Here is a 24287-nt window from a genome sequence, read left to right on the forward strand (position 1 = left end):
GTCTAGACGTGCCGCCCCGCGGCAACGCCGGAAGACCACGCCCACTGGAAGTTGAAGCCGCCGAGATGGCCGGTGACATCTATGACTTCGCCGATGAAATATAGCCCCGGCACCGATGTCGCTTCGAACGTTTTTGATGACAGTTCTGTGGTGTCCACACCGCCAAGCGTCACCTCGGCCGTGCGATAGCCCTCGGTACCGTTCGGACGCACGCGCCATTCCTTCACTGCCGCGGCCACGGAGGCCAGCAGCTTGTCCGAAAAATCCGCCAGCCGCGGTGGGCCGGCGATCTTGTCGGCGATCATCTGGGCCAGTCGCTTGGGCAGGAGATCGCCGAGCACGGTAGCCAGTTCCTGCCGCGGTCGTTCGCGGCGTGCGTCCTTCAGGGCGGCGAGCACATCGCGCGTCGGCGCCATGTCGATGACGACATCGAGCCCGTCGCGCCAATAGGACGAGATCTGCAGGACTGCCGGACCGCTGAGACCGCGATGGGTAAACAGCAGCGCCTCGTCGAATTTGGTCTTGCCGACGCTGACCACGGCATCGACGGCAACGCCAGCGAGGTCCTTGAATTGTGCAAGCGCCGCAACGTCGAAGGTCAGCGGCACCAGCGCGGCGCGCGGCGCGATCATCTTCAGCCCGAACTGCTGCGCCAGCTTGTAGCCGAAGGCACTGGCGCCCATTTTCGGGATCGACGGCCCGCCGGTGGCGACAACCAGCGACTGACACCGGTACTCGCCCTGATCGGTGGCGACGACAAAGCCGCTGTCGTTCTTCGTCACGCCGAGAATGCCGACGCCAAGCCGCATCTGCACATCGCTGCGGCGGTTTTCGTCCAGCAGCATGTCGATGATCTGCTGGGACGAACCATCGCAGAACAATTGCCCGCGGGTCTTCTCGTGATAGGCGATACGATATTTCTCGACCAGCGCGATGAAGTCTTGCTGCGTGAAGCCCTTCAGTGCGGATTTACAGAATTGCGGGTTCTGCGACAGGAAATTCGCCGGCGCCGTATGCAGGTTGGTGAAATTGCAGCGCCCACCGCCGGAGATACGGATCTTCTCGCCCGGCGACCTCGCCTGCTCCAGCAGCATCACCGAGCGACCGCGTTGCCCCGCAATGCCGGCGCACATCAGGCCGGCCGCACCGGCACCGAGAATGACGATGTCGGCCGTGTTATGCGCGCGACGGACGATGGTCATTCCAGCAGCAGCACATCGACGGCGACGGCGAGCTTCTGCTTGCGCGCGCCGACGATCACGCCATCGACCGGCGACACGTCGGAGAAATCGCGGCCGATCGCCAGTACGATATGATCGTTCTCGACCAGGATATCGTTGGTCGGATCGAATCCGATCCAGCCGAGCTCCTCACCGCACCAGACGGACACCCAGGCATGCGTTGCGTCGGCACCCTGCAGGCGTTCCTTGCCTGGCGGGGGGATGGTACGCAGATAGCCGCTGACATACGCCGCGGGCAAACCGAGCCCGCGCATGCCCGCAATCATGATATGCGCAAAATCCTGACAGACGCCGTGGCGCTTATCCAGCACCTCCTGCAACGGCGTCGAGATCACCGTGGCCTTCGGATCGTATTTGAACTCGGTGCGGATGCGATGCATCAGATCGACGGCGCCCGCGAGAATCCCGCGGCCTTCGGTAAAGCTCACCGCCGCATAGTCCGTGACGGCATCGATGATCGGCACCAGCGGACTGGCGAAGACATAACCAATCGGCGAGGCACCGCTGAGGTCGCTGGAATCGAACGCCGCCTCGCGCACGCTTTCCCAGGCGGGGCTGTCATCACCGCGACCCGGCGCAAAACGTTCGACATAGACGCGCGACCGGCTGTCGATCCGCAGCACCCGATGCGGGGTTTCGATCAACACGCTTTCCGTCGGCGTGCCGAAGAAATCCGTCCGCATGGCGCGGGCCGCCGGCAGCGGCTTGATATCGACGCTGTGCGAGACCAGTTGCTGCCCGGCGCTGCTGTTGGGCTGCAGCCGCAGCGAGCAGCGCGCATAGCTCACAGGGCTTTCATAACTATAGGTCGTGACATGGCGGATTTCGTAGATCACGCCAGCCCCGTCAGCTTTTCAGGACGCGATGCGCTGGCGCCGTGCGGGAAGTAATGCAGGCCGATCGAATCCGCGAGCGTCAGCAGATCCTGCTCCAGCGCAAACAGTGACTTGGTATGAATCTCGGATGCCTCGCCGGTGACCAGCGACGAGCGCAGCGCCACCGCCAGCCGCTGCGGCCGTTCCATCAGGCCGTTCTCCTTCAGCGTCGGCAGGCTGGCGATGTGATCGTTCAGTGCCGAGACCTGGAATGCCACCGAGCGCGGGTTATAGGGATCGAGCACCACGAGATCCCGCACCGGCGCAAGTAGCGGGCCGACCAGATAGCGCGAACGATAGGTGATCTGGCAATCCACCAGCGTCAGCAGGATATCGAGATCGTCACTCGTCGCGTCGTCGGACGCGAATTGCCGCGCAAAGCGCGTGGTGTTGATGGCACGTTCGGCGCGGCGCCCCATTTCGAGGAAGCGCCAGCCGGCAGCACGGTTCATGTTTTCCTGCGCGAGACCGGCGAAGCTCGCCAGTTCCTGCAGGGTCAGTTCGGCCGCGCTGACGACGTCATCGTCATCTTCGACTTCATGCGCAAGCCGCTCGGCCATTTCGGTGATGACCTGCCAGGCGTCGGGCGACAGCCGCTCGCGCAGCGAAGTGGCGGTCCGCAATGCAGAGCGCACCAGCGATAGCGCTGAGCCAAACTGCTCCTCGCCCTGCAATGCCTGAGCCGCGATCTTGGCCGGCTGGGAGCGCGAGGTGAGCGATGTCGCGCCCCAGGTCATCAGCATGCGCTGGATGCGCTCGATCGATTGCTGCCCGGTGGCGCCGCCTTTGCCGGGATCGCGCTGCGGCACGCTGAGCGCGCGGATCAGACGCAGTGTGGATTCGGCGCGCTCGAGATAGCGCCCGAGCCAGAACAGATTGTCGGCGGCGCGGCTCGGCACCCAGCCGGCGATGCGGCGGATACGCACATTGTCGACGGCTGGCAGTAGCGTCGATGCAGCAACGGCCTTGTCGGCCACGACCCAGACGTCGGCTGCGCGCGCGCCGGCGCCCATGGAGACTGCTCGGGCATCTGGTTGATCCGCAATACGGCAGAAGCCACCGGGCATAATGGTCCAACCGTCCGGCGTCGCCGCCGCGAAGACGCGCAGCACGAACGGACGCGGCGCGAGCCGGCTATTGTCCCAGACCGGCGTGGTCGAGAGCTGCACCAGCTCCTGCCCGACATAATCGACGCCGCGATTGGCAATCGCCGCCTTCAGACGCTCGCGCTCGCTTGGCGAGAGCTGCGACGGCAGCACCGGCGAGTAGCCAGGGAAACCGGGCACCGCTCCGCCATAGGCGCCTTCGATGGCAAAGTCGTCGAGCCGCGCCAGCACTTCTTCGCGCGCCGATTTCTGGCCACACCACCAGGTCGCGATATGCGGCATCTTGAGTGGTTCGCCGAGCAGCTTCCGGCTCAAGCTTGGCAGAAAACCCAAAAGAGCGCGCGCTTCCATCACGCCGGAGCCAGGCATGTTGGCGACGACGACGCCATTCTTTCTGACAACGTCGATCAGCCCGGGCACACCGAGTTGCGACGAGGCATCCAGCTCCAGCGGATCGAGCGAATTGGCATCCACGCGGCGCAGCAGCACATCAAGGCGCTTCAAGCCGGCCACAGTGCGGATGTGCACGCGGTCGCCGGAGACTGCGAGGTCATCGCCTTCCACCAGCAGGAAACCGAGATAGCGCGCCAGTGTCGCGTGTTCGAAATAGGTCTCGCTGAACGGCCCGGGCGACAACAGGCCGACGCGCGGTTCGTCACGATCGGCCGACGCGCGCAGACTGTCGCGAAAGGCTTCGAAGAACGGCGCGACGCGCTCGACATTCATCGACTTGTAGAGGTCGGTGAAGGCGCGCGACAGCACCAGTCGATTTTCCAGCGCATAGCCCATGCCGGACGGCGCCTGCGTGCGATCGCCGAGCACCCACCAGCGGCCATCGGGACCGCGGCCGAGATCGGCGGCATAGACGTTAAGATAGCGGCCACCGGGCGGCTTCACACCGCGCATCGCCCGCAGATATTCCGAACTGCCGGCAATCGCCGCCGCCGGGATCGCGCCGGACGCGACAAGGCTGGCATCGCCATAGAGGTCGCCGAGAATCTTCTCCAGCAACTCGGCGCGCTGGGTCATTGCCGCTGAAATCTGCAGCCATTCGGATTCGTCGATCAGGAGCGGCACATGGCTGAGTGGCCAGATCCGGTCGGCGATTTCGCCGGGCGCGCGGTAGGTGACGCCGGCTTCCCGGAGATGACGGTCGGCAGAGCCGAAGCGGCGTTCGATCTCAACGGGCGCCATGGCGCCGAAGGCCTCGAAGAACCGCGTCCAGACCTCCCGCGGCGTGCCATCCTGGGCGATGAATTCGTCGGGAATCCCGGGCAGCCGCTCGTAGTCGCGGGTCCATTGCGCGACCTTACGATGTCCCGGACGGGGCTTTTTCCCCTGACCGGCCTGTCCCGTCATTCCGACTCTCCAGCCCAAACTGCCTGCATTCTCAATGCAGGAGAGGCGTTCGCAAGTCGAGGGTCAATGGGAATTCAAGTGTGCGTTCTGCCCTTGGCGGAGCGATTTCGCCGGGCGTGTGGCCGATCTCCTCGAAACGGGCCAGCCGGCGAGCTTCCGCCTCGTAGGCATTGACCGGTTTTGTCTCGTAATTGCGGCCGCCGGGATGCGCCACATGATAGACGCAACCGCCGAGCGACCGCCTATTCCAGCTGTCATAAATATCGAACACCAGCGGCGCATGGACCGGAATCGTCGGGTGCAGGCCCGAGGCCGGCTGCCATGCCTTGAAACGGACGCCAGCGACCACCTCGCCGGCCCGGCCGGTCTCGGTCATCGGCAGCGCCCGGCCGTTGCAGGTAATGATGTGCCGGCCCGGCGTGAAACCGTTGGCCTTGAGCTGCAACCGCTCCACCGAGGAATCCACATAACGGACGGTGCCGCCGGCAGACCCCTCCTCGCCCAGCACATGCCACGGCTCCAGCGCCTGACGGACTTCCAGCGTCACGCCGCCATAGGTAACGTGGCCGAACACGGGAAAGCGGAATTCGAGCTGCGCCTCGAACCATTCCTTGGAGAATTCGTAACCGGACCGGCCGAGTTCACTCAGCACGTCCTGGAAATCCTCCCAGAGGAAATGCGGCAGCATGAAGCGATCATGCAGCGCCGTGCCCCAGCGGACGAATTTGCCGTCCTGCGGCTCGCGCCACATCCGGGCGATCAGCGCGCGGATCAGGAGCTGCTGCGCCAGCGACATCCGCGGATCGGGCGGCATTTCGAGCGCACGGAATTCGACGAGACCGAGGCGACCTGTCGTACCATCGGGCGAATAGAGTTTATCGATACAGATCTCGGCGCGATGGGTGTTGCCGGTGATATCGACGAGGATATGCCGGAACAGCCGATCGACCAGCCACAGCGGCGCCTTTCCACCGGGTGGCGGCACCTGCGCCAGTGCGATCTCCAATTCATAGAGACCGTCATGCCGCGCTTCATCGATACGCGGTGCCTGACTGGTCGGACCGATGAACATGCCGGAGAACAGATAGGACAGCGACGGATGGCGCTGCCAATACAGCACAAGGCTCTTCAGGAGATCCGGCCGGCGCAGGAACGGCGAGTCCGCCGGTGAGCTGCCGCCGACCACCACGTGATTGCCACCACCGGTGCCGGTGTGACGGCCATCAAGCAGAAACTTGTTGGCGCCGAGCCGTGTCTTCGCGGCCTCTTCATAGAGAAATGTCGTGGTATCGACGGCTTCGCGCCAGCTCGAGGCGGGATGAATGTTGATCTCCAGCACACCGGGATCGGGCGTCACCTTGATGACCTCGACGCGCGGATCGAACGGCGGCGGATAGCCTTCGACATGTACCTGCATCTGCAGTTCTTCGGCCGTCGCCTCCAGCGCCGTCACCAGTTCGAGATAATCTTCAAACTTCTCGACCGGCGGCATGAAGGCACAGAGAATGCCATCGCGAATTTCAATCGACATCGCCGTGCGTACGCCGCCGGACCGAATCTGCTGCTCCTGGACGTATTGTGCGGCAGGCTGGTTTTCCGCCGACGCGATTTCGTCGAACACCGGCATGTCGCCGCGCGGCTCCAGCGGATCCTGCTCCACGATGAACGGATATTCCTCTTCGGTGAGGTGCGGCAGCGACGACAACGGCAGGCGCAGGCCCATCGGTGAATCGCCGGGTGTCAGGAACAGGTTGCCACGGCGCAGCTTCCAGCGCTCGGAGCGCCAGCGCCTGTCCGCAGCCGCCTCCGTATTCCAGCGCTGGATCGGCAGCACGAACCCCTTCGGCCTGTCGAGTCCATGTTCGAAGACCCGCGCCATGCGCGCACGCTCCTCCGGATCGGGCAATTTGGAGTCGCCGGGCACGACATTGTTCGGCAGGTTCGATTCCTTCTGCTCCCAATAGACGGGATCCTCGAAGGCCGGAATGACATAGTCCTTCGGCAGGCCAAGCCGCCGCGCCGTGCCTTCGGCAAAACGCTCGGCGCCGCCGATATCGGCGCTGCGCGGACCTTCGATCCGTGAGATCAGTGCGTCGTTCTTCCAGATCGGCACGCCGTCCTTGCGCCAATACAGGCCGAACGCCCAGCGCGGCAGGCTCTCGCCGGGATACCATTTGCCCTGCCCGTAATGCATCAGGCCGCCCGGTGCAAAGCGCGTCCGCAACCGGCGGATCAGATCGTCGCCGAGGCCGCGCTTGGTCGGCCCGACGGCAGCCGTATTCCACTCCGGCGATTCCATATCGTCGACAGACACGAATGTTGGCTCGCCGCCCATGGTGAGACGCACGTCATGGGCTTTGAGATCGGCATCGACCTTTTCGCCGAGCGCATCGAGTCTTGCCCAGGATTCATCCGAGAACGGTTTGGTGATCCGCGGCGCCTCGCGAATGCGTTTGACGCCCATAGCGAACGCGAACTCGACTTCGGCAAAGCCGGCCATGCCGGAGATCGGCGCGGCTGAGCGGAAATGCGGCGTCGCCGCCACCGGGACGTGCCCCTCGCCTGTCAGCATGCCCGACGTCGCATCGAAGCCGACCCAGCCGGCGCCGGGGATATAGACTTCGGCCCAGGCGTGCAGGTCCGTGAAATCAGCCTCGACTTCAGGCGGTCCTTCGATCGGATCAATGTCCGGGCGCAACTGGATGAGATAGCCGGAGACGAAACGCGCGGCAAGGCCGAGATGGCGCAGTGTCTCGATCAGGAGCCACGCAGAGTCGCGGCATGAGCCCGCGCCGGACAGCAGCGTCTCTTCCGGAGACTGCACGCCGGGCTCCATGCGGATGATGTAGTTGACCTTCTCGCGCAGGCGCGCATTGAGATCGACGAGGAAGTTCACCGTGTTCGGCGCTTCCTTCGCGATCTCCGCCATATAGGCCGTGAAGCGCGGCCCTGGCTCGGTCGTCGCCATGTAAGGCGCGAGTTCGCTCTTCAGATCGTCGGTATAGGCGAAGGGAAATGTCTCGGCATAGGGCTCGACGAAGAAGTCGAACGGATTGATCACCGTCATTTCGGCGGTGAAGTCGACCTCGATCTTCAATTCGTTGGCCGGTTCCGGGAAGACGAAGCGCGCCAGCCAGTTGCCCTGCGGATCCTGCTGCCAGTTCACGAAATGATTGGTCGGCGTGACCTTGAGCGAATAGCTCAGGATTGGCGTGCGCGCATGCGGCGCCGGTCGCAGCCGGATGGTCTGCGGCCCCAGCGTAATCGGCCGATCATATTTGTAATGGGTGACGTGGTTCAGTGCGACGAAGATCGACACAGTGGCGCAACTCCAGCAGCTTTTTTAAGCAGAACACCGGAGGTGCCAGGGATCAAGCTCTAACAACGGGCACGATGTGCCTCGATTGGGGGCGCTTCACCTAACTCTGCCCTCATGGTGAGGAGCGCGCCGCTTGGCGCGCGTCTCGAACCATGAATCGGAGTGCTGGGCCATCCTTCGAGACGCGGCGCAAGTGCGCCGCTCCTCAGGATGAGGACGGAGCAGCGGTCACCCTCACATCGTCGCGCCGAGCACCCAGGGCGCGAACTCCGCGCCGCCGAAATCGAAGCTTTCGCTCTTGGTCGGCGCGCCGGAGGCGGTCTTGAGCATCAGCTCAAAGATGCGCTGGCCGCATTCCTGCACTGTCTCGTCGCCATCGAGGATGGTTCCGCAATTGATGTCCATGTCCTCTTCCATGCGCTTGAACATCGGCGTGTTGGTGGCGAGCTTGATGGACGGCGCCGGCTTGCAGCCGAACACGCTGCCGCGGCCGGTGGTGAAGCAGACGAGATTGGCGCCGCCGGCGACCTGCCCTGTCGCCGCAACGGGGTCGTAGCCGGGCGTGTCCATGAACACAAAACCCTTCTTGGTGATCGTCTCGGCATAGTTCAGCACATCGACGAGATTGGTCGAGCCGGCCTTGGCCATCGCGCCCAGAGATTTTTCGAGAATGGTGGTGAGGCCGCCGGCCTTGTTGCCGGGGCTCGGATTGGCGTTCATCTCGGCGCCCTCGCGTTCGCAATAGGCGTCCCACCAGCGCATCAGCCCGACCAGTTTCTCGCCGACCTCGCGCGACACCGCGCGGCGCGTCAGCAGATGTTCGGCGCCATAGGTCTCCGGCGTTTCCGACAGCACCACGGTGCCACCGTGACGCACGAGCAGATCGCTCGCGGCGCCGAGCGCGGGATTGGCGGATATTCCGGAATAGCCATCGGAGCCGCCGCATTGCAGGGCCACCGTCAACTCGCTGGCAGAGACTTCCTCGCGCGTGACGTTGTTGGCATCGGCCAGCACTTCATTGACGAAGGCTACGCCGGCCTCGGTGGTCTTGCGGGTGCCGCCGATCTCCTGGATCTGCATCTCGCGCAAGCGCCCGGCGAGCTTCTGCTCCTGCATCAAGCCGCCGATCTGGTTGATCTCGCAACCGAGGCCGAGCACGACCACGTGGGAGAAGTTCACGTGCCGCGCGTAGCCGCCGAGAGTTCGTCGCAGCAGCGTCAGCGGTTCGTCCTGCGTCATGCCGCAGCCGGTCTTGTGGGTGAGCGCGACGACGCCATCGACATTGGGATAGTCGGCGAGCGGATTGTGGCCGGTGAAGGGATTCTTCTTGAATACATCGGCGACCATGCTGGCGACATGGGCGCTGCAATTCACTGACGTCAGGATGCCGATATAGTTGCGCGTGGCGACGCGGCCATCGCTGCGCCTGAGACCCATGAAACTCGCCGGCAGATCGAAATTCGGCGTCGGCTTGACGTCCACGCCATAGGCATAGTCGCGATCGAAATCGCCCATGCCCATGTTCTGCGTATGGACATGCTGGCCGGGCGCGATCGGCTGCGTGGCAAAGCCGATGATCTGCCCGTAGCGGCGGATTTCCTCGCCGGTGGCGATAGGCCGGATCGCGACCTTATGGCCCGCGGGGATGCGCTCCGACGTCACGACGCCTGTCGTCACCTCGATACCGGGCAGCAGCGTGGTACGCGCGATCAATACGGCGTCGTTGTCATGCAGACGAATGACGGGAGATGGAATCATCGGGATTTCCTCGCGCGCGTTTTGTGGTCTGGCAGACCTCTTGTTTGGAATGACTCTAGCTGAAAGAAGTAGGCGGCGTCAGCCCTGCTTTGGCTCATGATGACGCCGATCAGACATGCGTCATCGCCCCCATTGTTTGCGGCGCGGGGGCGCCGTCGTCCTTTGCATTCCCTGCCCCCTGTGAGAGGGCGTGCGGAACGCCGGGTGCCCGTTGCACCCTTGGGCCTGATGCGAATGCGGTCTTCCGCAATTTAGAGTGCATCAGGACTTTCGGAGGCGCCGAGCAAGTGCCCGACGTTCCGCCTGCGGTGTTTTTTCGGTTGCTTGCACTTTGCCTCGACGAACGCTCCGATCGCGAATTAAAGTCCCAAGGCGATGGGAAGGGAGCCTCAAGCGACTAGGCCGAACGCGTTTCGATTTGGTCGTCCGTCACACTGTCCAGGGGTCTGTCGATCCCAAGGCCGGCCGTCTCCTTGCCAGTGGCAGTGCTGGCGCAGATCCGTCCTGCCCGAAGACAGACGTTCCCCCATGAACCGCGTGACGCCGCATCTCCGGCGTCCACCGCATCCCACCCCGCGAACGTGACGATCGCGATCGCCCCTCTCGGCGGGGCAGGACAACGGGGAATATAAACCTGATGGAGATCTTGTCAACGGGATGTAGGAATAAATGTTTAGGGATGAGCTTACCGCCCCCACTCGTCATTCCGGGGCGTGCGCGCATCTTTGCGCGCGCGAACCCGGAATCTCAGCATGGGAGTCTCTAGTCAGTGCTAAACACTTCGAGATTCCGGGTTCGCACTACGCGGCTGCGCCGCTTCGTGCGCCCCGGAATGACGAGTGTGTGGCGGGCCGGACTGCCAGAGTGCCTCCAGACCCAACTACTGCGGCTGCGGCCCCAGACTCGCGGCGAGTTCGGCCCAGACCGGTGCCTCTTCCTTGTAGAGCGCCTGGCTCGCTTCCAGTGTCATCGGGCCCTCGTCGATACCCTGGCTCTTGAGGAGTTCACGCACGCGATCGCTCTTGCCGGCGCCAACGAACAGCGCGGACAGTTTTGCGACCACCTCCGGCGGCGTCTTCGCCGGAGCCACACATCCCTGAAAGGTCAAAAGGCTGTGCGCGCGTGAGGTTGCGCCCTGTTCGAGGAATGTGCCGACGTCGGGAAGATCCTTGATGCGGCGGCGCGACACCGCGACAGCGCGGGCCTTGCCGGTTTGCAGCACCGGCAGCGCCGCAGCGTAGCTGCCGATGCCGGCATCGATCGACCCACCGGCGAGATCCTGCCACATCGGCGCCTCACCGCGATAATGCACCGCCTCCATCTTCAGCCCATACTGCTTGTTGAGCTCGACGATAACCATATGCGCGAAGGAGCCGGACGCATATGTGCCAACATTCACCTTCTCGGCCTTGCGCGCATAGTCGATGAAGTCCTTGAGCGTCTTCGCGCCGACCTTTTCGCTCACCATCAGCGGCAGGCTTCCGCCCGGCATCACCGCGACCCAGGCGAAGTCCTGCGGGACACTGTACTTGATGTCCTTGATGAGAACGGGATTGAGCATGTAGGCGGTGGTGTTGCAGATCATCAGCGTGTGGCCGTCGGGATCGGAGCGTTTCAGCTCCATCGCTGCAACGGCGCCGCCGGCACCGGCCTTGTTCTCGACCACCACGGTCTGCCCGAGTTCACGCGACAGATACTCGCCATAAACGCGCGAGAACTGATCGGTCTGGCCGCCGGCCGCGGAGCCCGCGAGAATCTTGATCGGCTTGGTTGGCCAGCTATTGGCGCGGACGAGTGACGGCGCACTCAACAATGCAGCAGCGCCTGCGCCCGCGGTGACGAATTGGCGTCGGTTGAGCAGACGCAAGTTGTTTCGCACGATCATTCTCCCGATTTGATCTTATCTCTGCGGATAAGTGTATCGAGTATGACCGGCTTCGCCCGCGAAGGCAAAGCAGGGTGACACGCACAGGCGTTCGGAGAACACATCCGGCAACGCCGCCTCGGGCGTGCATGCCATCAGCCGGAATATTGCCCGGCCGTCAGCGGCGCGTCATGGCTTCGGCGGAAAATGCGTTCGCCAATGCTGCGCGACATCGATGCCACGGCAGAACCATACGTCATCATACGCGCGCATGTGTTCGAGCATCTTGATGAGCCCGCCAACACGGCCAGGACGGCCGATCAAACGGTCATGCAGACCGATGGACAGCAGTTTCGGCGCGCCGGCGACGCCTTCCGCGTAGAGAACATCGAACGCGTCGCGCATGTAAGTGAAGAACTGCTCGCCGGTTGCGAAGCCGGAATTCTCGTTGAAGCGATTGTCGTTGGCTTCATAGGAATACGGCACGACGAGAAACGGGCCGTGCTCGGTCTTCACCCAGTAGGGCAGCTCATCGGCGAGCGAGTCGCGGTCATAGAGAAAGCCGCCCTCCTCCGCGAGCAGGCGCCGCGTGTTCGGACCGGGACGTCCGGTCATCCAGCCGAGTGGGCGGCTACCGGTCAGCTCAGTGAGTATCTCGATCGCCTTGCGGATATGCGCACGCTCGGTCGCTTCATCTACATGGCAATAGTCGATCCAGCGATAGCCGTGGCTGACCATCTCGTGACCGCGCGCGACACACGCCTTGGCGAGCTCCGGATTCTGCTCCATCGCCCGCGCGACGCCGAGGATGCTCACCGGCACCTTGAAACGATCGAGGACATCGAGCACGCGCCAGGCGCCGCGACGGCTGCCATATTCGAACACGGACTCCACCAGCGGAACGCGAACGCCCTCTTTCGTCGGCACGCCAATGTCATTCAGCATGCCTTCGGAGACTGCATCGCCGTTCACCAGCGTGGACTCGCCGCCACCTTCGATATTCAGGCTGATGCTGACCGCGATCTTCGCGCCATTCGGCCAGCGCGGATCGGGTGACGTGGCGCCGTAACCGACGAGATCGCGCGCCTGCATCGGTTCAGGACGGATGTCGCCGGGCTTCATCGCTGCAAATTCGGACATAGGGCCTCCGGAATGGCTCGGTCGAGCGGCACGGTGCAAGCATCATAACCGAAGAACCAGTCGGTCTCGGTCGGGCCATGCATCCACGAATTGGCGATGGAAATCTGCTGGATGTCGGCGACGCGCGGGATGCGGATCATCGTGTAATGCGCAAACGCCGTAGCGGGATCGCCGAATTCGGCGATGCAGCGGCCGAGGATCGCGGCGTCCTCGATGGCCGCCGAGCCGCCGGCCGCCATGAACGGACGCACCGCATGGCAGGCATCGCCCATCAGCACCACGCGGCCCTTGTGCCAGGTGTCGTTGCGGGGCCGGTCGAAGATCGGCCACACGGTGACGTCTTCGGCTGCCTCCACTGCGCGTTTCAGATCGGGATGCGCATCGTCGAAAGCGGCGATGAATTCGTCGCGGTCGCCCTTCACCGGTGAACCGTCGCCATCCCAGCGCGCCATCGGCAGCGCGGCCATCACATAGACTTCCTGGCGGTCGGGCGTCATGTAGTAAGCGAGCGTATGCCGGTCGGGCGCCCACCACTTGGTACAGTCGTCGATGGGGTCACCCGTGATCCGGCTCGCCGGAAACACCGCGCGCGGTGCAGAACGCCCGATGAAGCGCGGCTCTTCCGCGCCAAGGATGAGTTCGCGGGTGATGGAGCGAATGCCGTCAGCGCCGATGGCGATATCGGCTTCCGCGCTTGTGCCGTTCTCGAAGCGCAAGGTGAGCGCGTCGCCGCGCTCCGCGATGCCGGTGAGCTTGTGGCCGAAACGGATGGTGCCGGGCGCGAGCGGTCGCTGCAGCAACTGATGCAGATCGGCGCGATGGATATTGACAAAGGGGCCGCCGAAACGCGCTTCGCATTCCGCGTCGAAATCGAGCCTGTAGAGCTGTTCGCCCGTATCCCATGCGCGGCTGAGAAACGCATCGGGGCGAATACCGGTGGCGGCAAAGGCGTCTTCGAGATCGAGCCGGCGCAGTACTTTGGAAACGTTGGCGCCGAGAATGATGCCAGCGCCGATGCGCGAAAAACGCGGCGACTGCTCATAGACCGCGACCGGGAAGCCGGCGCGCTGCAGCAGCCCCGCCACCGTCAATCCGGCGAGACCCGCGCCGAGAACGGCGATCCGTGTTCCGCGATCCATCTCTCACCTCGTTCCAGCGGCGCCACAGCATCCGGGCCGCATATCATTCGATAGCGAATGATTTCGCTTAGAACGGGCTGCTCGCGGCTGTCAAGCAACGGCACGAGCCGCCTCAGAAACGAGCGATATGCGCGGATTTTGCGCGATTTTTCGTTATTCACGGTGAGTTTTTGGGCAGCGCCGCCGTTGATCTTCATCAACGCCGCCCTTAGCATTTATTCGATTGCGAACGAATTTGGATGCGCCGCTTGCGCACCGAAAGCCGGCCTCCTCCTCACCCGTCACTGAAGGTCAGACCATGAAATTCCGCGCTCGCCTCACCGCCGCCCTGCTTGCGACCCTGGCCACAGTCGGCGTCTCCAGCGCGCAGGCTGCCGAGATCAATTTCATCACCGATTTCGGCTTCAACGGCCGCCACGCTTATTTCTACGTTGCCCGCGAGAAGGGCTACTACAAGGCCGAGGGCTTCGATGTGACCTTCGTGCGCGGCCAGGGCTCGGCCGACGCCATCAAGAAGGTTGCTGCCGGCGTCGCCACCTTCGGCTTCGCCGATGCCGGTTCGCTGGTGCTGGCGCGCGGCAATGACGGCGTGCCGGTGAAGCTGGTCTCGGTGGTCTATGCGAAGCCGCCGCAGGCGATCTTCGCCATCAAGGGCAGCGGCATCAATTCGCCGAAGGATCTCGAAGGCAAGACCGTCGCTGACACCGCATCAAGCTCGGTGCGCCTGCTGTTCCCGGCTTTCGCCAAGGCGGCCGGCATCGACGCCAGCAAGGTGAAGTGGGTGGTCGCCGAAGGCTCGGCGCTGCCGTCGCTGCTCGCCAATGGCCGCGCGGATGCGATCTGCCAGTTCTCGGTCGGCGAGCCGTTGATTGCAGCAGCCGTGGCGCCGAAGGAAGTCACCCGCATCAACTACGCCGACTCCAATCTCGATTATTACGGCAACGGCCTGATCGCTTCCGAGGAGATGATCGCGAAGAGCCCGGATCAGGTGAAGGCCTTCGTCCGCGCCACCATCAAGGGCATGAAGGACGCCTTCGCCAATCCGGCGGAAGCCGCCACCATCATGGCGAAGTATCAGAAGGAACTGCAGCCGGCGGTGATCGAAGGCGAGACCAGGCTGGTGAAGGAACTCGCCGAAGTGAAGGGAGCGCTCGGCCATATCGACCCGAAGAGCATCGCCAGCACCGTCGATGTGATGTCGGCCAACTTCACGCTGAAGAATCCCGTGAAGCCGGAAGACCTGTTCGCACCGGGCTTCATCGACTGATGACGGCGATTTCCGCACACAATGATGCGCCGTCGCGGACTGCCGCGCCGGTGGTTCCTGCGATCGATCTCAAGGGCGTCACCAAGACCTATCCCGGCAAAGGCGGCAAGGCGACCCATGCACTCGGCCCGGTCGATCTGCGCATCGATCCCGGCAGTTTCGTCTCGGTGGTCGGCCCATCGGGCTGCGGCAAGTCCACGCTGCTGCGCCTCGTTGCCGGGCTGGAAATGCCGGACACGGGCACCATGCAGCGCTATGGCACGCCGCTCGACGGCCCGTCGCATGAAGTGGGCATCGTGTTTCAGGAGCACGTGCTGTTTCCATGGACCAGCGTACTCGACAACGTATTGCTTCCCGCCGACGTGCTGGCGCTGCCGAAAGCCGCCGCGCGCGAGCGAGCGCTGAAGCTGCTCGAACTCACCGGCCTGAAGGATTTCGCCCATCAGCGCCCGCAGGCACTGTCCGGCGGCATGAAGCAGCGCGCCGCCTTCTGCCGCGCCGTGATCTCCGATCCGCGCCTGCTACTCCTCGACGAACCTTTTGGCGCGCTTGACGCGCTCACCCGCGAGGAATTGTCGCTCGAACTCTCGCGCCTCTGGCAGGAACTGGGCCGTGCCGCGCTGCTCATCACCCATGACATCGAGGAGGCGATCCTGCTCGGTGACCGCGTGCTGATCATGTCGGAACGCCCCGGCACCATCCGTGCCGACATCACCATCGATCTGCCGCGTCCGCGCGATGCCGACACGGTGAAGCTGCCGCGCTTCCAGGAGATCAAGAACCAGATCCGCGACATCATCTTCAACCGGACGGGTGACTGACATGATCTCGCGCTTCATCGACCGCGCCGCCACGCCGCTGATCTATCTGGCGCTATTGATCGGCTGGGAGTTTGTCGCTGACGTCCTGAAGATTCCGACCTGGATCCTGCCGGCGCCTTTGGAGATCTATCATTCAGCCGTGAAGTGGGCGCCGGAGCTGGCCTCGAACACCATCGTGACATTGCGCGAGACCGTGCTCGGCTTCGTGCTGGCGATCGCGCTGTCGCTGCCGCTAGCGATCCTGATCAGCCTCAATCCACTGGCGCGCCGGATCATCTATCCGATCCTGCTCGGCCTGCAGTCAGTGCCGAAGGTCGCCGTGGCGCCGCTGATCATCCTGTGGTTCGGCCTCTCGGAATGGCCGAAGATCCTGGTCGTGGTGCTGGTCTGCTTCTTCCCGATCCTCGTCAACATGGTCGCCGGCTTCGAGGCTGCGCCGAAGACCATGCTCGACCTGATGCGCTCGCTCGGCGCCTCGCCGCATATGGTGTTCCGCCGGCTGCGCGTTCCCGTGGCGCTGCCGCACTTCTTCACCGGCTGCAAGGTGGCGGTAACCTTCGCCGTGATCGGCGCGGTGATCAGCGAATTCGTCGCCGCGCAGGACGGGCTCGGCTATCTGATCCTGACCTCCACCGCGCAGTCGCAGACGCCGCTCGCTTTCGCCGCCATCGCGCTGCTCACCGTGCTAAGTATTGCGCTGTTTCACGGCATCGAGTTTATCGAACGACGTGTGATCGACTGGACGCCGTGACGCCATGACTGACGAGACATCTGGATCGAAACCACCCTCGCGTCGCCCGACGCGCGCGCGCGCGGCAATGCGCGAACAGGTCGATGCCATTTTTGCGCAGTGGCAGACGGAGCGGCCGGATATCGACCCCAGCCCGGTGCACATCTACGGCCTGATCGGCCGGATTCAGATGCAATGCACAGCCCTCATCGACGAGGCGCTCGCGCCCTTCGAACTGACGCGCGGCACCTATGACGTGCTGACCGCGCTGCGCCGCGCTGGCGCGCCCTACAGCCTGTCGCCGAAGCAGATCGCCCAATCGCTGCTGCTGTCAGGCGCCGGCCTGACCAGCCGGCTCAACAAGCTGGAAGCGCAGAACTACCTGGCGCGGCTGCCGGAGCCGAATGATCGCCGCACGCTGCGCGTCCAGCTTACTTCGGCGGGCGAAACCGTGATCAACGAAGCGATTCCGCGGGTGTTCGACGTGCAGCGGGAGTTGTTGGCACCGCTCGGACTCGAAGGACAGCAGCTCTTGATGCACGAACTCACGCGCTTCGCCGACGTGATCGACGGCCGGCAGAGCGAGGCGAAAACGGACGCCGGATCGTCCGAGCAATGATCGTCAATCTCTAACACCGTCATTCCGGGTTCGCGCGCATTGCGCGCGCCCCGGAACGACGAGAGTGTGGCGGCGCGCGCCTTCCGCTTTACGCCTTGCCGCCCGAGCCCTTGCGGGTGTCGTTGACCCAGCTCTTCGCGCCGGTGGCGAGAATGCCGCTGTCGTTGAGCAGTGTCACCAGCTTGAAGCCCATGCCGATGTTTTTCGCAGCACCCACGGGGCCCGAGCAGTGGATGCCCGGGTTGAGGCCGCGCTTGTCGCATTCCTTGATCAGCTTGTCGTAGATCTTGAGGATCTCCGGCTCCTCGCGGTCGAGCTTCGGCACGAGGCCATAGGAGAAGCCGAGATCGCTTGGGCCGACATAGACGCCGTCGATGCCTTCGACATCGAGGATCGCTTCCATGTTGTCGACCGCAGTCTTGGTTTCCAGCATCGGCAGGCAGATGATGTCGGCATTGGCGGTCTTCTGGTAGTCGCCGGCGCCGCCATACATGCCCGAGCGGATCGGGCCGTTGCTACGGGTACCACGCGGCGGATACTTGCAATACTGCACGAAATTCTCGGCTTCTTCCTTGGTGTTGACCATCGGACAGATCACGCCATAGGCGCCGCCGTCGAGCACTTTGCCGATGATGCCGGGCTCGTTCCATGGCACGCGGACCATCGGCGTCACCGGATGCGCGCCCATCGCCTGGAAACACTCGACCATCGACATGTAGTCCTGCACGCCATGCTGGATATCGACGGTGACGCTGTCGAAACCGCACTGCGCCATCACTTCGGCAGAGAAGCCCGACGGAATCGCGAGCCAGCCGTTGACGGCGACCTTGCCCGCCTTCCAGATTTCCTTGACCTTGTTTGCCATCGGTATTCCTCCGCTTTTCATGAGACGTCATGGCCGGGCTTGTCCCGGCCATCCACGCCTTTTCAGTGATTGATAGTAAAGACGTGGATGCCCGGGACATCAAGCGAAGTCCTCGCCTCGCGTTGGCCGGGCATGACGACGGTGAGTGTTGCGTGACGCATGACTACGACGTCGCCTTCTTCACGGCGTCTTCGCTGACGCCGACGTCGCGGGCGGTCTGCACGATGGCAGCCCAGGTCTCATCCGGCAATGGCACGCCATTCGCGGTGCGCTCGGCGCGAGTCTTGGCTTCGTTGTCGCCGGGGATCAGAACCGCATCGACGCCGGCGGCCGGCTTGGCGCTCTTGAAGAAGTCGACATAGCGCGCGACTTCGCCGTCGAAGAAGTTCGCGGGGTCGATCACCTTCGGATCGATATAGATCGAGAACATGCCATTGGCGAATGGCCGATCATACTTGGTGGCACCGTTGCCGGTGAGCGCTCCGCCGAGCAGTTCGCAGATCAGCGCGAGGCCCGAGCCCTTGTGATCGCCGAAGGCGCGGATCGCGCCGGTGCCCTTGGAGTGATCGCGCGGACCTTGCATCTCATGCGGGCCGTAAAGCAGCGCCGGGTCTTCGCTCAGCGTGCCGTCGGGAGCAATCAGCGCGCCCTTCGGCAGCTTCTTGCCACCACGCGAGGCGACCAGCACCTTGCCTTCGGCGACAACCGAGGTCGCGAAATCCAGCACCACCGGCATCTGTCCGGGACGCGGAATGCCGACGCAATAAGGCGCGGTGGAGAGACGACGCTCGACGCCGCCATAGGGTGCGACCAGCACGGAGCCAGCGGCCGTGACGAAATGGATCGAGACCAGGCCTTCGGCTGCGGCCATTTCCGCCCAGTCGCCGATGCGACCGATGTGACCGGAATTCTTGGTGGCGATGGCGGAGAGACCGGCCGCCTTGCACTTCTCGATGCCGAGCTTCACCGCCTGCGGGCCGACCGTCTGGCCATAGCCGAAGCGGCCATCGACGACGGCGAGCGACGGCGTATCGACAGGGATTTCGATGGTCTGGTTCGGGGTGATCATCCCGTTATTGCGCCAGCGGATATAGACGGGAACGCGGATGACGCCGTGGCTGTCATGGCCGGTGAGGTTCGCGGTGGTGAGATAGGTCGCGATGCGCCGGGCTTCTTCCGGAGAAGAGTCGGCATGGGCGAACACGTCGGCAACGAAATCGATGAGCTTGTTGACTTGAACTGTAACCATGGCGGGACATTCGTCCTTGTTGATGGGCAGCGAGGCCGTCAGTGCAAGCCCTCAATGGGCCGCAAGACCTGCTGCAGGTTTACCATGACCGCCGAGATAGGCGGCCGCGATGGCCTCGTTGGCCCAGAGATCCTCCGGCTTGCCGCCAAGCACGATACGGCCGGTTTCCAGCACGTAACCCTGATCGGCGACGGATAGTCCCATGCGCGCATTTTGCTCCACAAGCAAGACCGTGGTGGACAGCCGAATTTCCGTGATGATGCGGAACACCGCCTGCACGATGACCGGCGCGAGGCCGAGGGAGGGCTCGTCCAGCAGTAGCAACCGCGGCTTGGCCATCAGGCCGCGGGCGACCGCCACCATCTGCAACTGACCACCGGACAGCGTCCAGCCGAGCGCACCAGAGAATTTCCGTATGTCGGGAAACAGGTCGAACATCGCGTCGGCTTCACCAGACAATTCGGCCTTGCTCGCTTTGCGATTGGAGCCGCCAAGCATGATGTTCTCTTTCACCGTCAGGCCGGGAAATACCCGCCTGCCCTCCGGCACATGGGAGATGCCCATCCGCACGATGGCTTCCGGGCCCAAACCTGCGATCGACTTGCCGTCGAACAGGATGTCGCCCGAGGCCGGCTTGGCGAGACCGGAGATCGCACGCAGCGTGGTCGACTTGCCGGCGCCGTTGGCACCGAGCAGCGTCACCACCTGCCCTTCCTCGACATTGAACGACACACCGCGGAGCGCGACGATTTCGCCGTAACGGACATTGAGATCGTTGATTTCAAGCAGCGGCATCAGTCTGTTCCGAGATAGGCCGAGACGACGTCGGGATGGCGGAGCACCGCCATCGACTCGCCATCGGCAATGCGCCGTCCGAAATTCAGCACGGTGATGTGCTGCGCTGCTTCCGACACCAGCGTCATGTCGTGATCGATGATCAGGATGGTCAGCCCCTGCGCGGCGATGCGCTTGAGCAGTTCATGCAGTTCGAGCTTCTCGGTCGAGTTCAGACCGGCGGCGGGCTCGTCGAGCAACAGCAGCGTCGGGTTCGCCGCCAGTGCGCGCGCGATCTCGATGAGGCGCTGATGGCCGTAGGAGAAGCTGGAGATCAACTCCATGGCGCGCGGGCCGAGGCCAACGAAAGTGAGTGCCGCCAGCGCCCGCTCGGTCAACGCGGCTTCATCGCCCTTGCCGGTGAGCGTATTGCCCGGCCGCTCGGCGCCGATGATGACGTTTTCCAGCGCGGTCATCGAGCGGAACAGGCGGATGTTCTGGAAGGTGCGGCCGAGCCCCGCCGCTGCGCGCAGATGCGGCGGCATCGTGGTGACGTCGGTGCCGTCCAGCACCACCTTGCCCGAGGTCGCATTGTAGAGACCCGACAGCACATTGAGCGTCGTGGTCTTGCCGGAGCCGTTGGGGCCGATCAGCGCATGCACGCCGCCGCGGCGCACGGATATGTCGACCTGATCGACGGCTTTCAAACCGCCGAAGTGTTTCGACAGGCCGGTGACTTCGAGCACCATGTCACCGCCGGTCGCCGCCGGCCTGAGCTGCAGCGGCGCGCTGGTCACAGCCACCTTCTTGCTGCTTCGCATGCGATCATAGGCCGCGGTGACGAAGCCCCAGATGCCGTCGGGCATGAAGCGGATGATCAGGATCACCGACAAGCCGTAGATCGCCAGATAGAGGCCCGGCACGCTCTTGAGGAAGCGCAGCCATTCCGGAATGAGGATCAAGAGACCCGTGCCGATGGCCGAGCCGATCGGCGACGCCACGCCGCCGAGTAGCGACATGGTCAGGAACACGATGGATTCGGCGAAGGAGAACTGATCCGGCGAGATATAGGCGAAGCCGCCGGCGAACAGACCGCCGCCGAGCCCGCCGAGCACGGCCGATATGGCGAAGGCATAGACCTTGGTGCGGAACACATCGATGCCGTTGACGCCGGCGGCGAGTTCATTGTCGCGCACCGCGCGCATGGCGCGGCCAAGCCGCGTCTCCGGCAGATGCCAGACGATGTAACCGACCAAAGCGAGCATCGCGACGCAGAAAGCGAGATAGGACTGCGACGACAGGAACAGCGACGGACGCCCGATCTTCGACACGCCGTCCGGCCCCTTGGTGAGCCAGATCGCATTGATCATCACCAGCGTGACAATCTGCTGAAACGAGATCGTCACCATCGCGAGGTAATGGCCGCCGAGCCGTAGCGTCGACAGGCCGAGCACCGCGCCAGCGACCAGCGCCATCACGCAGCCCGCCACCAGACACAGCCAGTAGCTGAGCTGATAGTCCGTGGTGCCTATGCCGACCGCATAGGCGCCGAAGCCGAAGAACGCTGCCTGCGCCAGATTGATCTGCCCGCACAGGCCGAGCACCACCGACAGGCCGAACACGGCGATGGCGAAAGTGGTGGCCTGCATCAGGATGTTGAGGATGTAGCCGTCGAACTGCATCGACGCGGCGAGGAAGACCACGATAGCCGCGCCGATGAAATACGGCGCGTGACGCAGCAGCAGCGGCTTCGGACGCGTGATGACCACTGCCGGGATATTGTCGCTGGAGGTGCTCATGCTTTCTCCGCGACACGTTCGCCGAAGATGCCCTGCGGACGGAACACCAGGAACAGCACCAGCACGAGGAAGGCGAAGCCGTCCTTGTAGGGTACGGAGATATAGGCGGCGCCGAATGTCTCGATGATCCCGAGCGCAAGGCCGCCGATGATGGCGCCGGTGACATCGCCGAAGCCGCCGATGATGGTAGCAGCAAACGCCTTCAGCGCGATGGTGGAGCCCATCTGGATCGAGACGAACAGGATGGGCGCAACCAGAAGCCCGGCGAGACCGCCGAGTACGGCCGAATAGATGAAGGTGACCATGATCATGGTGGAGACGGAAATGCCGAGCAGCGACGCCATCTCCTTGTCCTGCGAGGTCGCCTGCAGCTTCTTGCCTATCATCGTGTGTTCGAAGAACCAGTAATTGAAGATCACCAGCGCGATGGTGACCACGATGATCAGGAGATACTGGCTGTCGAGATAGACCGGACCGAGCTGGATGCCGGGCGTATCGAACCAGCCCGGCAGCACCTGTGGCTGCGGGCCATACAGCGCCAGCACGCCATTGGCCATCAGGATCGAGGCGCCGATGGTGGCGATGATCACAGGCAGATAGGTGCGGTGGCGCAGCGGATAATAGACGCCGAGATTGAAGATGACGCCGATGACCGCCATGCCGGCGAGCGCAATGATGAAGGACAGCCAGTAAGGCAGTTCCAGATCGACGGCGCAGACCACCATGAGATAGGCGGCAACCATCGAGAACTCACCCTGCGCGAAATTGACGACATTGGTGGCGCGGAAGATCAGCACGAAGCCCAGCGCCACCAGCGCATAGACGGCGCCGATGCCGATTCCCGTAAACAGTAACTGCAGTACCAGATCCATCAGGCGTGCTCGGTGGGAGGTGATTTTGCCAAGAACTCGTCATTCCGGGATGCGCCCGCTTGGGCGCAGACCCGGAATCTCGACATGGTGAGCGCGGCAACAGGCGCTGAACATTTCGGGATTCCGGGTTCGCGATCGCCTGACGGCGCTCGCGCCCCGGAATGACAATTGTGTGGCGGGTTCACGCGCGGAAGACGCGCGTGCCCCGGGATGACGATTTAGGCCGTCGGAAGACGGCCATCACCGTCAGTTATCGAATTCGATGTGTTTGTCGAAGACGATGTTGCCCTTCTCGTTCTTCACGATGTTGTAGCCGTGCAGGCCGTCGCCGTTCTTGTCGAAGTTGTATTCGCCTTCGGCTCCCGGATATTTCTTGACCGTGAGGATCGCCTCGCGGATCTTCTGAGGATCGGTCGAGCCGGCATTCTTGATCGCCGTTGCCAGCACGTTGATCGCATCATATGGCCAGGAGCTCTGGTTATCCGGTGCAACCTTGTAGGCATCGCGATAGGCCTTGCCGAAGGCCTTCGACGCCTCGGAGGAATCTTCCGCGTAATCGGCGACGCCATAGGTGCCGTAGAGCGCGGGACCGGCGAGCTTCAATGCGGTGACGTTGACGATCGAGGGCGAGCCGACCCACGGAATGTTGACACCGAGCTGGCGCAGCTGACGGGCAAAAATGCCGAGATCGTTTTCGAAGGTGAAGTATGAGCCGAGAATGTCGGCGCCCGACTGCTTGATCGCCAATACGACAGGCGTGAAGTCCTGGCTCTGATTGGCATAGCCCTGATCAAGCGCGACGGTGGCACCCAGCGGCCCGAGCGCTTCGGTCAGTGCCTTGCCGCCTGCCGTGCCGAAGGCATCGGTCGAATGCAGCACGGCCCACTTCTTCTTGTCGAGATTCTTGACGCCATATTCGGCGATGACGCGGCCGGAATAGCTGTCATTCGGGCGGAAGCGGAACAGCCAGGGATTGCCGAGCTTGGTGAGGTTGGGATCGGTGCCGCCGAACATCACCGGCTTGCCGAGCTTGAGCACGTCAGGCGCCATCGCATGCACTTGAGTCGAACGGATCGAGCCGAGGAAACCGACGATTTCGGGATTGGCAGCAAGCTTGGAGAAGGCCAGCACGATGCCGGGATTGGTGGTCTGGTCGTCCTCGATGATGAGTTCAATTTGTTTGCCGAGGATGCCGCCTGCCTTGTTGATGGCCTCGACTGCGAGCTTGGCGCCGCCGGTGGCATATTTGCCCGCTTCGGCGGCCGGCCCCGTAATCGGCGCGCACATGCCGATCTTGATCGTTCCGCCGCCCTGGGCGCGCGCGCTGCCAATGATGTAGGGGGCGGTCAGACCAGCGGCCAATCCTGCCGTGAATCCACGTCTCGTGAGCGTCATCGTTCTCTCCCTAAGAGGCCGGACTTGAGCGCCAGCCTTCTTTTGATGGCGGGAGTTGAGCGAAAAATTCTCCTCCTGTCTACAGCCCAGCGAAA

General features: G+C 63.5%; 19 protein-coding genes. 4 read left to right on the top strand and 15 right to left on the bottom strand.

Annotation, left to right across the window (positions count from 1 at the left end; all coding sequences use genetic code 11):
• Positions 1-2: 2 nt before the first annotated feature.
• The 9 genes from AB7813_RS10465 to AB7813_RS10505 form a co-directional block, all read right to left on the bottom strand.
• Entirely contained in the window at positions 3-1202 is a 1200-nt protein-coding gene (locus tag AB7813_RS10465; protein WP_439064420.1) for an NAD(P)/FAD-dependent oxidoreductase, read from the bottom strand.
• Positions 1199-2077: a transglutaminase family protein gene (locus AB7813_RS10470; RefSeq protein ID WP_439064421.1), complete on the bottom strand. Its 879-nt coding sequence runs from the start codon at positions 2075-2077 to the stop codon at positions 1199-1201. Before AB7813_RS10470 ends, AB7813_RS10465 begins: the two co-directional genes overlap by 4 nt.
• The gene (locus AB7813_RS10475) at positions 2074-4581 is read right to left on the bottom strand and encodes a circularly permuted type 2 ATP-grasp protein (protein WP_439064422.1); all 2508 of its coding nucleotides are present in this window, start codon (positions 4579-4581) and stop codon (positions 2074-2076) included. The genes AB7813_RS10470 and AB7813_RS10475 overlap by 4 nt, the downstream gene beginning before the upstream one ends.
• Positions 4582-4612: 31 nt before the next feature.
• Positions 4613-7900 carry a DUF2126 domain-containing protein gene (locus tag AB7813_RS10480; protein WP_439083115.1) on the bottom strand — a complete coding sequence of 1096 codons (3288 nt, stop codon included), beginning with the start codon at positions 7898-7900 and terminating at the stop codon, positions 4613-4615.
• Positions 7901-8134: 234 nt separating this feature from the next.
• Positions 8135-9658, bottom strand: coding sequence for a UxaA family hydrolase (locus AB7813_RS10485; RefSeq protein WP_231079989.1), 1524 nt, complete (start codon positions 9656-9658; stop codon positions 8135-8137).
• 880 nt (positions 9659-10538) lie between these two features.
• Positions 10539-11537, bottom strand: a complete 999-nt coding sequence (locus AB7813_RS10490; protein ID WP_231079988.1) for a Bug family tripartite tricarboxylate transporter substrate binding protein — start codon at positions 11535-11537, stop codon at positions 10539-10541.
• Between the two features lie 174 nt (positions 11538-11711).
• Positions 11712-12662 (bottom strand): polysaccharide deacetylase family protein, encoded by a 951-nt coding sequence (locus AB7813_RS10495; protein ID WP_439064424.1) that lies wholly within the window; start codon positions 12660-12662, stop codon positions 11712-11714.
• Positions 12641-13801, bottom strand: coding sequence for an FAD-dependent oxidoreductase (locus tag AB7813_RS10500; protein WP_439064425.1), 1161 nt, complete (start codon positions 13799-13801; stop codon positions 12641-12643). Before AB7813_RS10500 ends, AB7813_RS10495 begins: the two co-directional genes overlap by 22 nt.
• Positions 13750-13998 carry a hypothetical protein gene (locus AB7813_RS10505; RefSeq protein ID WP_439064426.1) on the bottom strand — a complete coding sequence of 83 codons (249 nt, stop codon included), beginning with the start codon at positions 13996-13998 and terminating at the stop codon, positions 13750-13752. The genes AB7813_RS10500 and AB7813_RS10505 overlap by 52 nt, the downstream gene beginning before the upstream one ends.
• Before the next feature lie 101 nt (positions 13999-14099).
• On the opposite strand from AB7813_RS10505, the gene AB7813_RS10510 reads away from it, so the two are divergent.
• From AB7813_RS10510 to AB7813_RS10525, 4 genes are all read left to right on the top strand, one after another.
• Complete coding sequence (locus tag AB7813_RS10510) at positions 14100-15068, top strand: ABC transporter substrate-binding protein (RefSeq protein ID WP_439083114.1); 969 nt, start codon at positions 14100-14102, stop codon at positions 15066-15068.
• Complete coding sequence (locus tag AB7813_RS10515; protein WP_439083113.1) at positions 15068-15889, top strand: ABC transporter ATP-binding protein; 822 nt, start codon at positions 15068-15070, stop codon at positions 15887-15889. Before AB7813_RS10510 ends, AB7813_RS10515 begins: the two co-directional genes overlap by 1 nt.
• A 1-nt stretch (position 15890) precedes the next feature.
• Complete coding sequence (locus tag AB7813_RS10520; RefSeq protein ID WP_439064429.1) at positions 15891-16640, top strand: ABC transporter permease; 750 nt, start codon at positions 15891-15893, stop codon at positions 16638-16640.
• Between the two features lie 67 nt (positions 16641-16707).
• Positions 16708-17238, top strand: coding sequence for a MarR family winged helix-turn-helix transcriptional regulator (locus tag AB7813_RS10525; protein ID WP_439064430.1), 531 nt, complete (start codon positions 16708-16710; stop codon positions 17236-17238).
• A gap of 88 nt (positions 17239-17326) precedes the next feature.
• Here the strand turns inward: AB7813_RS10525 and AB7813_RS10530 are convergent, their stop codons facing one another.
• The 6 genes from AB7813_RS10530 to AB7813_RS10555 form a co-directional block, all read right to left on the bottom strand.
• Entirely contained in the window at positions 17327-18103 is a 777-nt protein-coding gene (locus tag AB7813_RS10530; protein WP_068735824.1) for an HpcH/HpaI aldolase family protein, read from the bottom strand.
• 163 nt (positions 18104-18266) lie between these two features.
• A complete protein-coding gene (locus AB7813_RS10535) occupies positions 18267-19352 on the bottom strand; it encodes a malate/lactate/ureidoglycolate dehydrogenase (RefSeq protein WP_089265089.1) in 1086 nt (361 codons plus the stop codon).
• Between the two features lie 51 nt (positions 19353-19403).
• Positions 19404-20147: an ABC transporter ATP-binding protein gene (locus tag AB7813_RS10540; RefSeq protein WP_068735820.1), complete on the bottom strand. Its 744-nt coding sequence runs from the start codon at positions 20145-20147 to the stop codon at positions 19404-19406.
• Positions 20147-21925 (bottom strand): branched-chain amino acid ABC transporter ATP-binding protein/permease, encoded by a 1779-nt coding sequence (locus AB7813_RS10545; protein ID WP_093756549.1) that lies wholly within the window; start codon positions 21923-21925, stop codon positions 20147-20149. Before AB7813_RS10545 ends, AB7813_RS10540 begins: the two co-directional genes overlap by 1 nt.
• A complete protein-coding gene (locus AB7813_RS10550) occupies positions 21922-22797 on the bottom strand; it encodes a branched-chain amino acid ABC transporter permease (RefSeq protein WP_089265092.1) in 876 nt (291 codons plus the stop codon). Before AB7813_RS10550 ends, AB7813_RS10545 begins: the two co-directional genes overlap by 4 nt.
• Before the next feature lie 246 nt (positions 22798-23043).
• On the bottom strand, positions 23044-24192 hold the full coding sequence (locus AB7813_RS10555) for an ABC transporter substrate-binding protein (RefSeq protein WP_439064431.1): 1149 nt from the start codon (positions 24190-24192) through the stop codon (positions 23044-23046).
• Positions 24193-24287 lie beyond the last annotated feature (95 nt).

The organism is Tardiphaga sp. 20_F10_N6_6 (genome assembly GCF_052076045.1).
Lineage (GTDB): Bacteria > Pseudomonadota > Alphaproteobacteria > Rhizobiales > Xanthobacteraceae > Tardiphaga > Tardiphaga robiniae.